Genomic DNA, 15,226 nt, shown 5'->3' on the forward strand with positions numbered 1-15,226 from the left:
GCCTGAAGCGCATCCGAGCAGGCAATTCGGAACCCCCTTACGCAATCCGACGCGCTCCCCGCAGCGCACACCGAAGCAGGAGGCGTGGCATGGCGGCAGCCTCACCCCGTGTCTTCGTCTCGCACCTCGCCGGGATGGCCGTCTTCGATCCGAACGGCGACCAGGTGGGCCGTGTGCGCGACCTGATCGCGATGCTGCGCGTCGGCAACCGTCCGCCCCGGCTGCTCGGCCTCGTCGTCGAACTCACCACCCGGCGCCGCGTCTTCATGCCCATGACCCGCGTCACCGGCATCGAGTCCGGCCAGGTCATCACGACGGGCGTCCTGAACGTCCGGCGCTTCGAGCAGCGCCCCACCGAGCGGCTCGTCCTCGGCGAACTCCTCGACCGGCGCGTCACCCTCGGCGAGACCGGCGAGGAGGTCACCGTCCTGGATGTGGCGGTACGACAGCTGCCGGCCCGCCGCGACTGGGAGATCGAGCGGGTCTTCGTACGGAAGAAGGGCCGCGGCGGTGCCTTCCGGCGCAACACCGGCGAGACGCTGACCGTCGACTGGTCCGCCGTCACCGGCTTCTCCCTGGAGGAGGACGGACAGGGTGCCGAGAGCCTCCTCGCCACCTTCGAACAGCTGCGCCCCGCCGACCTCGCCAACGTCCTGCACCACCTGTCGCCGAAACGGCGCGCCGAAGTGGCCGCCGCCCTCGACGACGACCGGCTGGCCGACGTACTCGAAGAGCTGCCCGAGGACGACCAGATCGAGATCCTCGGCAAGCTCAAGGAGGAGCGCGCCGCCGACGTCCTGGAGGCGATGGACCCGGACGACGCCGCCGACCTGCTCGGTGAGCTGCCCGAGGACGACAAGGAGCGGCTGCTGAGCCTGATGCAGCCCTCCGACGCCGCCGACATGCGCCGGCTGATGGCGTACCGGGAGGACACGGCGGGCGGTCTGATGACGACCGAGCCGATCGTGCTGCGCCCCGACGCGACCGTCGCCGACGCGCTGGCCCGCGTCCGCAACCCCGACCTCTCCCCGGCGCTCGCCGCCCAGGTGTACGTGTGCCGCCCGCCGGACGAGACACCGACCGGCAAGTATCTGGGCGCCGTCCACTTCCAGCGGCTGCTGCGCGACCCCCCGTACACCCTGGTCGGCTCGCTCGTCGACGACGACCTGCAACCCCTCTCCCCGGACGCCGAACTGCCGGTCGTCGCCGGGTTCTTCGCGACGTACGACATGGTGGCGGCACCGGTGGTCGACGAGAGCGGGTCGCTGCTGGGCGCGGTGACCGTGGACGACGTCCTCGACCACATGCTCCCCGAGGACTGGCGGGAGACGGAGTTCCACCTCGCCGAGACCGACGCCGACACCGATGACGATGACGATGACGAGAGCGAGTCCGAGAGAGCGGGTGGCCATGACTCCTGAGCGCGAGACCGGGACCCGTGAGCGCGCGGCGAGCGGCGCCACGGCGGCCTCCCGCCCCCGGGTGCGCCTCGACCAGCCGCGCGCGCCCAGGCGTCGGCTGCTGCCCGAGTACGACCCGGAGGCGTTCGGACGGATGTCCGAACGCATCGCGCGTTTCCTCGGGACCGGGCGGTTCATCGTCTGGATGACGGTCGTCATCATCGTGTGGGTGGTGTGGAACGTTTCCGCGCCGGCCGACCTGCGCTTCGACCACTACCCGTTCATCTTCCTGACCTTCGCGCTGTCGCTCCAGGCCTCCTACGCGGCCCCGCTGATCCTGCTCGCGCAGAACCGGCAGGACGACCGGGACCGCGTCAATCTCGAACAGGACCGCAAACAGAACGAGCGGTCGATCGCCGACACCGAGTATCTGACCCGCGAGATCGCCTCCCTGCGCGCCGGGCTGGGCGAGGTGGCGACCCGGGACTGGATCCGCTCCGAGCTCCAGGACCTGGTCAAGGAGCTGGAGGAGCGGTACGCGGAACGGCACGAGGACGGGCACCACTCCGGCAGAACCGCCACATTCCCGGCAGAACGGCCGCGAGGGCGTGACATAGAAGACCGGTGACGGGCTTTCCGGAGGCCGTGTGCGGCCCCGTACCATCGGGGTCATGGCTACGGAAGACGCGGTGCGTGAAGCACTGGCGACGGTGAACGACCCCGAGATCCAGCGACCCATCACCGAACTGGGGATGGTGAAGTCGGTGGAGATCGGTGCGGACGGAGCGGTCGCGGTCGCCGTGTACCTGACGGTCTCCGGCTGCCCGATGCGCGACACGATCACGAAGAACGTGACGGAGGCGGTCTCGCGGGTCGAGGGCGTCACCCGCGTCGACGTCGAACTGGACGTCATGAGCGACAACCAGCGCAAGGAGCTGGCGTCCGCCCTGCGCGGCGGCCAGGCCGAGCGCGAGGTCCCCTTCGCCAAGCCTGGCTCCCTCACTCGCGTGTACGCGGTCGCGTCCGGCAAGGGCGGCGTCGGCAAGTCGTCGGTGACCGTCAACCTGGCGGCGGCGATGGCGGCCGACGGCCTCAAGGTGGGCGTGGTCGACGCCGACATCTACGGCCACAGCGTGCCGCGCATGCTGGGCGTCGAGGGGCGTCCGACCCAGGTCGAGAACATGATCATGCCGCCGTCCGCGCACGGCGTGAAGGTCATCTCCATCGGCATGTTCACCCCGGGCAACGCCCCGGTCGTCTGGCGCGGCCCGATGCTCCACAGGGCCCTCCAGCAGTTCCTGGCGGACGTGTTCTGGGGCGACCTGGACGTGCTCCTGCTGGACCTCCCGCCGGGCACGGGCGACATCGCGATCTCGGTTGCCCAACTGGTCCCGAACGCCGAGATCCTGGTCGTGACGACGCCTCAGCAGGCCGCGGCCGAGGTGGCCGAGCGCGCGGGCGCCATCGCCGTCCAGACCCACCAGAAGATCGTCGGCGTGGTCGAGAACATGGCCGGCCTGCCCTGCCCGCACTGCGACGAGATGGTCGACGTCTTCGGCACGGGCGGCGGCCAGAGCGTCGCGGACGGCCTCACCAGGACGACGGGCGCGACAGTACCGGTCCTCGGCTCCATCCCGATCGACGTCCGCCTGCGCGAGGGCGGCGACGACGGTACACCGGTCGTCCTGTCCGACCCGGACTCCCCGGCGGGCGCGGCACTGCGCGGGATCGCGGGAAAGCTGGGGGGCCGGCAGCGGGGCCTGTCGGGCATGTCCTTGGGGATCACCCCGAGGAACAAGTTCTGACGGACGTCAGCGAGGGTTTGGGCTTTCAGGGGCGCGGGGAACTGCGCGACAAGCCACAACGGCGCGGCACCCGCCGCACCACCCCACGCCCCCACAGCGGAGGGGGCGCCGCATACCAACGGCGCCCCTTTCTCACGCGTACACGCCAATATCCTTGATCACGGCGAAGCCGAGCCCGTACGCGCTCATCCCCCGCCCGTACGCACCCACGTGCACGCCCTCCTGGGTCGACCCGGCGAGGACCCAGCCGAACTCGGACTCCCGGTAGTGGAAGGGCGTAGGCACCCCGTCGACCGGGAGGGAGAGGGTGGACCAGTCATCGCCGCCGAGATCGTCCGCGAGGACCCACGCCGTTTCCGTCTGCTGGTCCAGCCAGTCGTCGCGCAGGGTGTGGTCCATCTGGCCGGGCCAGGTGAAGGACAGCAGCCCCACACCGGCCAGCCAGGCCGCCGACGAGACCGAGGTGGCCTCCAGCAGCCCCGTGCCGTCCGCACTGCGCCGTACGGGGTTCGCGGCCACGGTGACCACCACCGCGAACCGCTCCTTGTCCTCCCCCATGGCCTCGTGCCTTATGGAGGGTTCGTCGCCGTGCCCGATCGAACCGTGCTCGACGGCGCCGTCCGCCGCCGTACCCACCTGCATCAGCCAGCGCGGTCCCGTGAAGGCCTCGTCGAGGCCGTACCAAGGGAAGGGCGCCAGCAGATAGCCGTCGACCGTGCGCCGGGCGGAGGGGACCTGTTGTCCGCCCTCCGCGGCCGGCGCCTGCACGCCCACCCGACTTGTCGTCTCCATGTACCCGGACGCCTCCTCGTTCTCGTCGGCCCGGAGCGGCCCGCCCCCCTTCGGGCGGCGTCGTTCGCCCCTGTACAGGCCCACATCAACTCGGCAGCATAGCCACACCGCTCCGAGCAGCAGGGAAAGCGCCCGGCGCGTGGGCCGCGCAGACGTCCGGATCGGGCCGTCAGAGGCCCGGTCGGAGTATGAGACGCGTCACGTGCGGGCCTACGACGGTCAGGTGGCGTCCGCGTCGAAGGGCGGGCGCTCGTCCGGCTCGGGCTTCTTCGTCATGTCGACGGTGCCGGTGGAGGAACCCGACGAACCGGAGGAGGCCGAGCCCGAGGACGAGGAGGCCGACGTGTCCGACTCACGGCCGTGGACCGCGTCCGTGACCTCGGCCATCTCCTTCTTCAGGTCGAAGCCGTTACGGATCTCCTTGAGCCCCAGCTCGTCGTTGTCCAGGTGCTTGCGGATGAACGTCTTGGGGTTCAGGTCCTCGAACTCGAAGTCCTTGAACTCGGGGCCCAGCTCCGAGCGGATGTCCTCCTTCGCGCCCTCCGAGAACTCCCGGATCTTGCGGATGGTGCGCGTGACGTCCTGGATCATCTTCGGAAGCTTCTCCGGACCGAAGACGAGCACGGCGAGGAGCACGAGCGTCACCAGCTCGAGCGGTCCTATGTCATTGAACACCTGAAGCTCCTTGCGATGTCCTCGGCCCTCGGCCCTCGGTGGTCCGTGCGGTCTTCGCGGTCTTCCGTGGTCCGGGCCGGTTCCACGGTACCCGGCCATCCTGTCCCACCGGTACCGTCCTGGGGCCCAAGAGTGGGTGTACGCGACCGGTTTTCCGGGATGTTTGCCCAGTGGGAGCCTACGACGGCCCGCCCCCTGTGAGGTTTCCGTCAGTCGCCGCCGGAGGAGCCCAGGACGAGGGAGATCGTCCGTTGCCCGCCGCCGCGCAGCAGGGACAGCTCCAGCCGGTCGCCGGGGCGGTGGGCACGGATCCTGACGATCAGTTCCTCGCCGGAGTGGACGCGCCGCCCGTCGACCCCGGTGATGATGTCGCCGGCCTGGAGGCCCGCCCGGTCGCCGGGGCCGCCCTTGGTCACCGGTGACCCGCCGTCGTTGCCCTGCGTACCCACGCGGGCGCCGTCGCCGGTGTAGTCCATGTCGAGGGTGACACCGATGACGGGGTGGGTCGCCCGGCCGGTGTTGATCAGCTCCTCGGCGACGCGCTTGCCCTGGTTGATGGGGATGGCGAACCCGAGCCCGATCGAACCGGCCTGGGTGCCGTCCAGCCCCGAGCCGCTGTCGGCGGACCGGATCGCGGAGTTGATCCCGACGACCCTGGCCGCGGCGTCGAGCAGTGGTCCGCCGGAGTTGCCCGGGTTGATGGACGCGTCGGTCTGGAGCGCGTCGACGTACGACACGTCGCTCCCGTCCCCGCTCTCGCCCCCGGCGGTGATGGGCCGTTCCTTGGCGCTGATGATGCCGGAGGTGACGGTGTTGGCGAGGTCGAAGGGGGCCCCGATGGCGACGACGGGATCGCCGACCGCCACGTTGTCGGAGTTCCCGAGGACCACGGGCCGGAGCCCGTCGACGCCGCTCACCCTGACGACGGCGAGGTCGTATCCGCCGTCCCGTCCGACGACCTCGGCCTGGGCGGTCTCGCCGCCGCTGAACGTCACCGTCACCTTGCCGTCGGCACCGGCGGGCTCGACGACGTGGTTGTTGGTGAGGATGTGTCCCCGGCCGTCGAGCACGAACCCGGTACCGGTGCCCTCCGCGCCGCCGCCGCGCACATGCAGCGTCACCACGCTGGGCAGCGCCCGCGCGGCGATCCCGGCCACGCTGTCCGGAGCCCGCCCGACGGACTCGTCCTTCGCGGCCTGCGACAGCTGGACGCGGTCGCCGTCCCCGTCATGGCGCTCCAGATACGACCCGACGGCTCCACCTATGCCCCCGGAGAGCAGCGCGAGCACCAGGGCCCCGACGACCAGCCGACGCCTGCGCGCGCCCGGCCTGCCGTCGGCGGGGACGGCTCCGGTCTGCTGGAGGGGGGAGGAAGCGACGGGCGCCCAGGGGTCGTAGCGGCGCCAGGGGTCGTCGGCGGGCGTCAGGGGCTCCGGTACGGCCGTCCCGTGCGCCGGGGTCACCGCGGGGTGCTGGACCGGCGGAGCGGACGCCCAGGGGCCGGGATGGCCGTACGGCGGGGTGCTGTGGGGATCGGGATCCTGAAGGGGCGGGGGGCCGGCCTCGGCGGAAGCCACGGGGTCGGGCACCGCCAGGGGCAGCGGCAGCTCGAAGTCCCCCTCGTCATGGGCATCCCCGTCGGCGCTGCCCTCGGCACCCCTGGGCGCCGCCCGGGGCCGCTCCAACTCGAAGTCGCCCCCGGTGCCGGTTACGGCGCCGGCTCCGGGCGAACTCACCGCGGGCACTCCCTCACCAGGAGCCGGAGCGGAGGCCGAAGCCTCCTGGCCGGGCGCCGATTCACCGCTGGGCCGACTCCACCAGTTGGCCTTCGCGGGCTTCCCCTCGTCCATGCTCTCCCCACACCTGGTCCGCCTGACGGCTCGTCGGCGCTGACCGAGAGCCACCGACTGCGCGAACCACCGCTCCGCCGACCGCTGTTGCGCGGACCGCCGGTGCGGGGTCCGCACCTCGGATTCAACCAGGTTCGTGGGGTCAGCGGACGGTGTCCGACGTGGACGCGGACGGCGACGGTGAGGGGGACGAGTCGCGCGCCGGTGCCACGAGCAGTCCCTGGACCGCCGCCTCGGGCGATGTCGACCAGGAGGTCAGGGCGACCTGCGGAACCGTGAGCGGGCGTATGAGCGGAGACAGCACCGCGGCGGCGGCCACGACCGGCGCCGTCAGCTGATGCATGGCCTCCCGCTCCCGGCCGCCGGAGGGCGGTGCGGGGATGCCCGGCAGCAGCGGCGCCGACGCCACCGGCGACGCCACCGGCGTCTGTCCGAACGTCCCCTGCCCCAGTCCCTGCGAGAACAGCGGGCCGACCGACCGGCGCCGCTGGCTGTCGGGAGCCACGGAAGTCCCACCGCCCTGCGGACGCATCGGGGTCACATTGCTGCCCCCGGAGGCGCCCCGGGCGTCCGTCGTGTCACCGGGAACGCCCGTCGACACCCCGCCCAGCGCGATCGCGGCCAGGGACACGGCTCCGGCGGCGGCGAACGCGAACCGCAGGCTGCGTGAGGACGACCGGTCGGCATAGTGACGGCCGACTTCGTGAATGCGGAAGCCCCGGCCCGGAGCGGCCGGGAGCACGGAGGTGTGCGGCCGGGCGGGAACGTACCCGAACCCCTCCCCCTTCACCCCGAAGACTCCTGAGCCGACTCCTGGGCCCGTGGGAAAACCGGAGAACCCGTCGGTGAATCCTCCCCCGCCCAGCGGGGAGCCGCCGGAGCCGGAATCACCTCCGCCAGGGAGGCCCTGGAGGCGGGCCAGGAAGCTTTCGGAGGGCGGTGGCGGGGCCATCTCCGCGAAGACGTTCTTCAGACGGCGCTGTGCGTCGGCCTCGGCCTTGCACTTCGCGCAGGTGGCCAGGTGCGCCAGGACGCGTTCCCGCGTCTCATGACCGAGTTCCCCGTCCACGAGGGCGGAGAGCCGGTCTCCCAGATGCTGCTCGGCGAGACGACGCTCGGCAGAGTACGGCCGTGATGCACTCACGCGGTCGCGCCCCCTCCTCCCAGCGCGGCCACCCGTGGCACCGCGAAGCGGCGCTCGGCACGGGCCTCCGGAGAGCGGTGCGCGAGGGCCTTGCGGAGCTGGGAGCGGCCTCGGTGGATACGGGAGCGGACGGTGCCGAGCTTCACGCCGAGAGTCGCGGCGATCTCCTCGTACGACAGTCCCTCGATGTCGCACAGGACGACGGCGGCGCGGAACTCCGGTGCCAGCGTGTCCAGCGCCTGCTGGACGTCCACGTCGAAGTGCGCGTCGTTGAAGACCTGCTGCGGGGACGGCTCGCGGCTGGGCAGGCGCTCGGCGGCGTCGTCGCCGAGGGCGTCGAAGCGGATGCGCTGCTTGCGGCGGACCATGTCCAGGAAGAGGTTGGTGGTGATGCGGTGCAGCCAGCCCTCGAAGGTGCCGGGCGTGTACGTCGACAGCGAGCGGAAGACGCGGACGAAGACCTCCTGCGTGAGGTCCTCGGCGTCGTGCTGGTTGCCCGTCAGGCGGTATGCCAGGCGGTAGACGCGGCCGCTGTGCGTGCTGACGATCTCCTCCCACGAGGGCGGAGTCCACGCCTGCCCGTCCGCGTCGGTGGAGAAGGTCGCGGTCTGGGCTCGGTCAGCGGCGTGACTGGGGTCAGCAGCAGTGTTGTTCACGGATCTCGGCCTACCCGCTGATCCGAGAAGGCGCCGCAGCGCTCCTCCCCGATCCACAGGCGCAGCCGCACCTCCCCTGTCGGCTCTGGTGGTGTCCAGTGGAGCCCCTACCATAGCCACCTCGCCCGTTAGCTCCGGATAAGCGGTTTTCCTCGAAATTGATGGGCGCCGACCCGGCTCCCGGGGCCGCTCCAGCACCTGCACCTGCACCGGGTTCTCGGTGTTGTTCGTGTGGTCCGTGTGCCGGCCCGTCCGCTGATCCACTGATCCCCCATGTAGTCGCCCCGTCTGCACCACCTCGTCCCGCACCCCTCTAAACGACTGGTCCCATCTGCGGGTTCCCGGGCGCAACGGATACAGTCACGCCCAGGCAACCGCGGGGACAGGAGAGGGTCATTACCGGCAACCGGCAGACGAGCTGGGCGTTCGCCGACGCCTTTGTCGCCGAGGACGAAGCACTGCGCTGGGCCCGTGACCGGGCCCGCGAGGCAGGGCTGCGCTCGGTGGCGCCCAGCACGGGCGCCGCGCTACGGCTGCTTGCCGCCTCGGTGGACGCGAAGGCGGTCGCGGAGATCGGGACCGGGACGGGCGTCTCGGGGATGTACCTCCTGCACGGCATGCGCCCGGACGGGGTCCTGACGACGGTCGACCCCGAGCCGGACCACCAGCAGTTCGCCCGCCAGGCCTTCCGCGCGTGCGGCTTCGCCAGCAACCGCGCCCGCTTCATCCCCGGCCGCGCCCTGGACGTGCTGCCCCGGCTCGCGGACGCGGGCTACGACCTCGTCTTCTGCGACGGCGACCGGCTGGAGAGCCTGGACTATCTAGCTGAATCGTTGCGTCTGCTCCGTACGGGTGGCCTGGTGGTTTTCGAGGGCGTGTTCGCCAACGGCAGGACGGTCGATGCGGGGCCTCAGCCCACCGAGGTCATACGGCTGCGGGAGCTGCTGCGCGCGGTGCGCGAGAGCCAGGAACTGGTGCCGTCCCTGCTGCCCGTGGGCGACGGCCTGCTGTGCGCGGTCAAGCGCTGAGCCCTTGCGACCGCGGGCTACGGCGTGCGGGCCAAGGCCTGCGGCGTACGAACGGCAAAACAGTGCCCCGGCACCGCATGTTCACGGTGCCGGGGCAGCTGAAAGGGTATGGACGCGTCCGCGCGTCAGCCGACGACCTTCTTGAGGGCATCGCCCAGCGCGTCGGCCTCGTCAGGGGTCAGCTCGACGACGAGTCGACCGCCGCCTTCGAGCGGAACTCGCATGACAATGCCCCGCCCCTCCTTTGTCACCTCGAGCGGGCCATCGCCCGTCCGCGGCTTCATGGCCGCCATGCTCGTTCCCCTTCCTGAAACCAGCTCATCGTCGCCGACGGCCCCTTAGGAGGGCACGCGCTTCCCCTCATGAGAGGCACGTCACCGGCATCGAACACATTGCTTCCCAGCCATTATCCCGCATCTCAGGACCCTATGACCAACATCAGTCGGCATCGCTTGGGCAACGCGCGCGATCAAAACCACCCAATTCGGCGATGTGACTGCGATACTTCGCCGCCGCGCGCACTTCCGGCCGACCGCGACCGGACCGGAATTCTTTGACGCAGGTCACATGACCGGCCCTCTCCTCCGCGCGTGATCTCCGCCATGCTGTCATGGGACGACTACGCACTGATCAGTACGCAGGACGACGCAGCCGCGACACCGGAGGGGACCCCCATGGCCGACACCGTGCTCTACGAGGTGCACGACGGGCTGGCGACGATCACGCTGAACCGCCCCGAGGCGATGAACGCGCTGAGCATCGCGGCCAAGGTCGCACTCCGCGAGGCGGTCCAGGAGGCGGCCACGGACGACGCCGTACGGGCGGTTCTGCTGACCGCCGCCGGGGACCGGGCGTTCTGCGTGGGCCAGGACCTCAAGGAGCACATCGGGCTCCTGGTCGCCGACCGCGAGGCCGGCACGGGCCAGACCATGACGACGGTCCGCGAGCACTACAACCCCGTCGTGCGGGCGCTGACGGGCATGCCCAAGCCGGTCGTGGCGGGCGTGAACGGCGTCGCGGCCGGGGCCGGCTTCGGCTTCGCGCTCGCCGCCGACTACCGGGTCGTCGCGGACACGGCCACCTTCAACACGTCGTTCGCGGGCGTGGCCCTGACCGCCGACTCGGGCGTCTCCTGGACGCTCCCGCGCGTGGTGGGCCCCGGCCGCGCGGCCGACCTGCTCCTGTTCCCGCGCAGCGTCAAGGCGCAGGAGGCGTACGAGCTGGGCATCGCGAACCGGGTCGTCCCGGCGGCGGAGCTGCGGGCCGAGGCCGAGAAGACGGCACGCGCCCTGGCCGACGGCCCGACGGTGGCGTACGCGGCCCTCAAGGAGGCCATGGCGTACGGGTTCACGCACTCCCTGGCCGAGACCCTGGAGAAGGAGGACGAACTCCAGGCACGCGCGGGCGCGTCGGAGGACCACGCGATCGCGGTGCAGGCGTTCGTCAACAAGGAGAAGCCGAAGTACCTGGGCCGCTAGGGCCTGTCGTTTGGATCACGCCTGGGCCGCGGGGTGTGTGGGCACTCCCCCGGAGGAGGGCCCCAGCCGCGTTTGTCGTCGGTTGCGACTCCCCCACTCCCGACTCCGCTCGACCGGGGGGACCCCCAACGCGTCGACGCCCTCCTCCGCCTTACAGCTGCACGCACCACACCCCGCCCACCGGCAGACAACGGCACCGCAACCCGAAGTCAGCGTGATCCAACGACAGGCCCTCGTCCGGGGCGGGAGCGCCGGTGGAAGCGTCCCCTACGGGGCGCTTCTCGCGACGCACGTCTCCAGGTGGTCGTCCACCAGTCCACAGGCCTGCATCAGCGCGTACGCGGTCGTGGGGCCCACGAAACGCAGCCCGCGCTTCTTCAGGGCCTTGGACAGGGCGGTCGACTCGTCGGTGACCGGGGGGACGTCGGCCAGGGTCCGCGGGACCGGCCGGGAGGCCGCGTCCGGGGCGTGGGACCAGATCAGCTCGTCCAGCTCCCCCGGGGCCCACGCGGCCAGCACGCGCGCGTTGGCGAGGGTCGCGTCGATCTTCGCGCGGTTGCGGATGATGCCGGCGTCGGCGAGGAGCCGTTCGCGGTCGGCGTCCGTGAAGACCGCGACGGACGAGATCTTGAAGTCGGCGAAGGCGGTACGGAAGCCCGCCCGGCGGCGCAGGATGGTGATCCAGGAGAGGCCGGACTGGAAGGCCTCCAGGGAGAGCCTCTCGAAGAGGGCGTCGTCGCCGTGTACCGGGCGGCCCCACTCCTCGTCGTGGTACGCCACGTAGTCCGGCGTGGACAGCGCCCAGGGGCAGCGCAGGGCACCGTCGGGGCCGGCCAGGGCCACGCCGGTGTCGCTCACTGCTCGGTCCCCTCGGCCGGCTTGTCCATGGTGATCCGCGGCACGGCCCGGGCGCCGGCCAGCGCGGACTCCAGGTCGGCGATACGGGCGTCCCGCTCGGCGAGTTCGGCACCGAGGCGGGTGAGCGCGTCGTCGACGTCCGACATGCGGTAGCCGCGGGCCGCGACAGGGAAGCGGAGGGACTCGACGTCGTCGCGGCCGACCGGGCGGTCGGGCGGCAGCAGGTCCTGGAGCCGCTCGGGCGCGACCTCCGGCAGAACGGCACTCTCGCCGCCGCCCACCACGGCCAGCGTCACCGCGGTGACCACGACGGCGAGCGCGACGACCAGGAACAAGAACATCAACATCGCTGGGTCCCCACGGGATTCGGACGGATCGGGTTGATCGGAAGTGCCTGTGCCGAATGCGGCAGGGTCCGATCGTGCCATGCGAGTCTGGCAGTTATGGTCGCAGGCGGCCGAACACAGGGCTGATTTGCCGGCCGGGCACAGGAACTACTGGGAGACGCACACGGTGAGGTCACAGGGGATGCTCAGGCTGGGCAGGCGTGAGTTCGGCACGCACGAGCCGGTGATCATGGCGATCGTGAACCGGACCCCGGACTCGTTCTACGACCAGGGAGCCACCTTCCGCGACGAGCCGGCGCTCGCGCGCGTGGAGCAGGCGGTGTCGGAGGGTGCCGCCATCATCGACATCGGCGGGGTGAAGGCGGGGCCGGGCGAGGAGGTGACGGCGGCGGAGGAGGCGCGGCGGACGGTCGGCTTCGTGGCGGAGGTCCGGCGCCGTTTTCCCGATGTGATCATCAGCGTGGACACCTGGCGTGCCGATGTGGGCGAGGCCGTGTGCGAGGCCGGCGCGGATCTGCTGAACGACGCGTGGGGCGGGGTGGATCCACGGCTCGCGGAGGTCGCGGGGCGGTACGGGGTGGGGCTGGTGTGCACGCACGCGGGCGGTGCGGAGCCGCGGACACGTCCGCATCGGGTGGCGTACGAGGATGTCATGGCCGACATCCTCCGCGTGACCGTCGGGCTGGCCGAACGGGCGGTCGCGCTGGGCGTGGCACGGGAGTCGGTGCTGATCGATCCCGGGCACGACTTCGGGAAGAACACGCGGCACGGTCTGGAGGCGACGCGGCGGCTGGGGGAGATGGTGGAGACGGGGTGGCCGGTGCTGGTGTCGCTGTCCAACAAGGACTTCGTGGGCGAGACGCTGGACAGGCCGGTGAAGGAACGGCTGGTGGGGACGCTGGCGACGACGGCGGTGTCGATGTGGCTGGGGGCGCGGGTGTACCGCGTCCACGAGGTCGCGGAGACGCGGCAGGTACTGGACATGGTGACGTCGATCGCGGGTCACCGTCCCCCGGCGGTGGCGCGACGGGGGCTGGCGTAGGAGTTCTTCGCCCCCGCCGCCCCTACCCGTCCCACACCTGGGGGCTGCGCCCCCAGACCCCCCTTTCGGCCCTGAACGGGCCTCGTCCTCAAACGCCGGACAGGCTGGTTGTTTCAGCCCCTCCGGCGTTTGAGGAGCGGGGGTTCGGGGGCAGCGCCCCCGAGACACCACCCGCTCAAGCCCAGCGCTAGCGCCCCGCCTCCTTCGACACCAGTGCCACCGCCTCGTCCACGTCGTCCGTGACGTGGAACAGCATCAGGTCCTTCTCCGACGCCTTGCCCTGGGCGATCAGCGTGTTCTTGAGCCAGTCGACCAGACCGCCCCAGTACTCGCTGCCGAAGAGGACGATCGGGAAGCGCGTGACCTTCTGCGTCTGGACCAGGGTCAGCGCCTCGAAGAGTTCGTCCAGGGTGCCGAGGCCCCCGGGCAGGACCACGAAGCCCTGCGCGTACTTCACGAACATCATCTTGCGGACGAAGAAGTAACGGAAGTTCAGCCCGATGTCGACATAGGGGTTGAGCCCCTGCTCGAAGGGGAGCTCGATGCCCAGTCCCACCGAGACGCCCTTCGCCTCGCACGCGCCCTTGTTGGCCGCCTCCATCGCGCCCGGCCCGCCGCCCGTGATCACCGCGAACCCGGCCTCCACCAGGCCGCGGCCGAGGCGGACGCCCGCCTCGTACTCCGGTGAGTCCGCCTTCGTGCGCGCCGAGCCGAACACGCTGATCGCGGGCGGGAGTTCGGCCAGGGTGCCGAAGCCCTCGATGAACTCCGACTGGATGCGCAGCACCCGCCAGGGGTCCGTGTGGACCCAGTCGGAGGGGCCGCCCGCGTCGAGGAGACGCTGGTCGGTGGTGCTCGCCTGGACCTGCCCGCGCCTGCGCAGCACCGGTCCGAGCCGCTGCTCCTCCGGTGGCCGCTGCTTGCCCTCGGGGTTGCCGTTGGCCATGGCCGCTCCCTTCCTCCACCTACTGTCGATCCACCTCAGCGTAGATCTCCGCCGGTTACGGACGGGGGACGTGAGCATGTCCGCCATGCAGCGCCGCCACGTCCCCCTGCCGGTTCATGACGTCAGCCAGGCCCGCAGCCGTTCCTCGCCCGCGAGAATCTTCCCGGTTTCCACCCGTTCGTCCCGCTTGTGCGCCAAGTGCGGGTTCCCCGGGCCGTAGTTGACCGCGGGGATGCCGAGCGCGCTGAAGCGGGACACGTCCGTCCAGCCGTACTTGGGCTGCGGCGTGCCGCCCACCGCCTCGATGAAGGCCGCCGCCGCGGGATGGGAGAGGCCGGGGAGGGCGGCGCCGCTGTGGTCGTCGACGACGAACTCCGCGACTCCGCAGTCCGCGAAGACCTCCTGTACGTGCGCGAGGGCCTCTGCCTCCGAACGGTCGGGCGCGTAGCGGAAGTTGACCGTCACCACGCACTCGTCGGGGATGACGTTGCCCGCCACTCCGCCCCCGATACGGACCGCGTTGAGGCCCTCCCGGTACTCCAGGCCGTCGATCACCGGGTAACGCGGCTCGTACGAGGCCAGCTTGGCCAGGATCGGGGCCGCCGCGTGGATCGCGTTGGAGCCCATCCAGCCGCGCGCCGAGTGGGCCCGCTCGCCCGCAGTCCTCAGCAGCACCCTCAGCGTCCCCTGGCAGCCGCCCTCCACCTGGCCGTCGGACGGCTCCAGCAGGACAGCGAAGTCGCCCTCCAGCCACTCCGGGTGCGCCTCGGCCACGTGCTTGAGACCGTTCAGGTCGGCCGCGACCTCTTCCTGGTCGTAGAAGACGAACGTCAGGTCCCTGTTCGGTTCGGTCACCGTGGCCGCGATCCGGAGTTGCACAGCGACCCCCGACTTCATGTCGCAGGTGCCGCAGCCCCACAGGACGCCGTCGTCGTCCAGCCGCGACGGCACGTTGTCGGCGATCGGGACCGTGTCGATGTGGCCGGCCAGGATCACGCGCTGCGCACGGCCCAGGTTCGTCCGCGCGACGACGTTGTTGCCGTACCGCTCGACCGTGAGGTGGGGCAGGGCGCGCAGGGCCGCCTCGATCGCGTCCGTGAGCGGTTTCTCGCTGCCGCTCTCCGAGGGGAAGTCGACGAGCCACGCGGTCAGGCGAGCGGCGTCCAACGTGAGGTCAAGCGGGGTATCGGCCATGCCGACGACCC

16 protein-coding genes are annotated in these 15,226 nt (G+C 71.3%); 6 read left to right on the top strand and 10 right to left on the bottom strand.

Annotated features, from left to right (window positions below; genetic code table 11):
• Nucleotides 1-89: 89 nt before the first annotated feature.
• The 3 genes from IEY89_RS10540 to IEY89_RS10550 are packed head-to-tail and all read left to right on the top strand — an operon-like array spanning nt 90 to nt 3,205.
• The gene (locus IEY89_RS10540; RefSeq protein WP_189147058.1) at nt 90-1,421 is read left to right on the top strand and encodes a magnesium transporter MgtE N-terminal domain-containing protein; all 1,332 of its coding nucleotides are present in this window, start codon (nt 90-92) and stop codon (nt 1,419-1,421) included.
• Nucleotides 1,411-2,028: a DUF1003 domain-containing protein gene (locus IEY89_RS10545; protein WP_189147059.1), complete on the top strand. Its 618-nt coding sequence runs from the start codon at nt 1,411-1,413 to the stop codon at nt 2,026-2,028. Before IEY89_RS10540 ends, IEY89_RS10545 begins: the two co-directional genes overlap by 11 nt.
• A gap of 43 nt (nt 2,029-2,071) precedes the next feature.
• Nucleotides 2,072-3,205 (top strand): Mrp/NBP35 family ATP-binding protein, encoded by a 1,134-nt coding sequence (locus IEY89_RS10550; RefSeq protein ID WP_189147060.1) that lies wholly within the window; start codon nt 2,072-2,074, stop codon nt 3,203-3,205.
• 132 nt (nt 3,206-3,337) lie between these two features.
• Here IEY89_RS10550 and IEY89_RS10555 read toward each other — a convergent pair whose 3' ends face one another.
• The 5 genes from IEY89_RS10555 to sigE all read right to left on the bottom strand — a co-directional run bounded on the left by IEY89_RS10555 (nt 3,338) and on the right by sigE (nt 8,436).
• The gene (locus tag IEY89_RS10555) at nt 3,338-3,997 is read right to left on the bottom strand and encodes a hypothetical protein (RefSeq protein WP_189147061.1); all 660 of its coding nucleotides are present in this window, start codon (nt 3,995-3,997) and stop codon (nt 3,338-3,340) included.
• 219 nt (nt 3,998-4,216) lie between these two features.
• Complete coding sequence (locus IEY89_RS10560; protein ID WP_189147062.1) at nt 4,217-4,672, bottom strand: sec-independent translocase; 456 nt, start codon at nt 4,670-4,672, stop codon at nt 4,217-4,219.
• 209 nt (nt 4,673-4,881) lie between these two features.
• Complete coding sequence (locus IEY89_RS10565) at nt 4,882-6,522, bottom strand: S1C family serine protease (protein WP_189147063.1); 1,641 nt, start codon at nt 6,520-6,522, stop codon at nt 4,882-4,884.
• Between the two features lie 142 nt (nt 6,523-6,664).
• The gene (locus IEY89_RS10570) at nt 6,665-7,666 is read right to left on the bottom strand and encodes an anti-sigma factor family protein (RefSeq protein WP_189147064.1); all 1,002 of its coding nucleotides are present in this window, start codon (nt 7,664-7,666) and stop codon (nt 6,665-6,667) included.
• Nucleotides 7,663-8,436, bottom strand: coding sequence for an RNA polymerase sigma factor SigE (gene sigE / locus IEY89_RS10575; RefSeq protein WP_189147065.1), 774 nt, complete (start codon nt 8,434-8,436; stop codon nt 7,663-7,665). Before sigE ends, IEY89_RS10570 begins: the two co-directional genes overlap by 4 nt.
• A gap of 215 nt (nt 8,437-8,651) precedes the next feature.
• On the opposite strand from sigE, the gene IEY89_RS10580 reads away from it, so the two are divergent.
• Nucleotides 8,652-9,350 carry an O-methyltransferase gene (locus tag IEY89_RS10580; protein WP_308437428.1) on the top strand — a complete coding sequence of 233 codons (699 nt, stop codon included), beginning with the start codon at nt 8,652-8,654 and terminating at the stop codon, nt 9,348-9,350.
• A gap of 125 nt (nt 9,351-9,475) precedes the next feature.
• Here the strand turns inward: IEY89_RS10580 and IEY89_RS10585 are convergent, their stop codons facing one another.
• A complete protein-coding gene (locus IEY89_RS10585; protein WP_003966491.1) occupies nt 9,476-9,643 on the bottom strand; it encodes a DUF3117 domain-containing protein in 168 nt (55 codons plus the stop codon).
• Nucleotides 9,644-10,024: 381 nt separating this feature from the next.
• On the opposite strand from IEY89_RS10585, the gene chcB reads away from it, so the two are divergent.
• On the top strand, nt 10,025-10,828 hold the full coding sequence (gene chcB, locus IEY89_RS10590) for a 2-cyclohexenylcarbonyl CoA isomerase (protein WP_189147224.1): 804 nt from the start codon (nt 10,025-10,027) through the stop codon (nt 10,826-10,828).
• A gap of 267 nt (nt 10,829-11,095) precedes the next feature.
• Here chcB and IEY89_RS10595 read toward each other — a convergent pair whose 3' ends face one another.
• Both IEY89_RS10595 and IEY89_RS10600 read right to left on the bottom strand, forming a co-directional pair.
• The gene (locus tag IEY89_RS10595) at nt 11,096-11,686 is read right to left on the bottom strand and encodes a DNA-3-methyladenine glycosylase I (RefSeq protein ID WP_189147066.1); all 591 of its coding nucleotides are present in this window, start codon (nt 11,684-11,686) and stop codon (nt 11,096-11,098) included.
• Entirely contained in the window at nt 11,683-12,033 is a 351-nt protein-coding gene (locus tag IEY89_RS10600; protein ID WP_189147067.1) for a DivIVA domain-containing protein, read from the bottom strand. Before IEY89_RS10600 ends, IEY89_RS10595 begins: the two co-directional genes overlap by 4 nt.
• Nucleotides 12,034-12,214: 181 nt before the next feature.
• On the opposite strand from IEY89_RS10600, the gene folP reads away from it, so the two are divergent.
• The gene (folP, locus tag IEY89_RS10605; protein ID WP_189147225.1) at nt 12,215-13,075 is read left to right on the top strand and encodes a dihydropteroate synthase; all 861 of its coding nucleotides are present in this window, start codon (nt 12,215-12,217) and stop codon (nt 13,073-13,075) included.
• Nucleotides 13,076-13,262: 187 nt separating this feature from the next.
• Here folP and IEY89_RS10610 read toward each other — a convergent pair whose 3' ends face one another.
• Together IEY89_RS10610 and dapE are read right to left on the bottom strand one after the other, a co-directional pair.
• Entirely contained in the window at nt 13,263-14,021 is a 759-nt protein-coding gene (locus IEY89_RS10610; RefSeq protein ID WP_189147068.1) for an LOG family protein, read from the bottom strand.
• 114 nt (nt 14,022-14,135) lie between these two features.
• On the bottom strand, nt 14,136-15,215 hold the full coding sequence (dapE, locus tag IEY89_RS10615) for a succinyl-diaminopimelate desuccinylase (protein ID WP_189147069.1): 1,080 nt from the start codon (nt 15,213-15,215) through the stop codon (nt 14,136-14,138).
• Nucleotides 15,216-15,226: the final 11 nt, after the last annotated feature.

Source organism: Streptomyces lacrimifluminis, from assembly GCF_014646095.1.
Classification (GTDB): Bacteria; Actinomycetota; Actinomycetes; order Streptomycetales; family Streptomycetaceae; genus Streptomyces; species Streptomyces lacrimifluminis.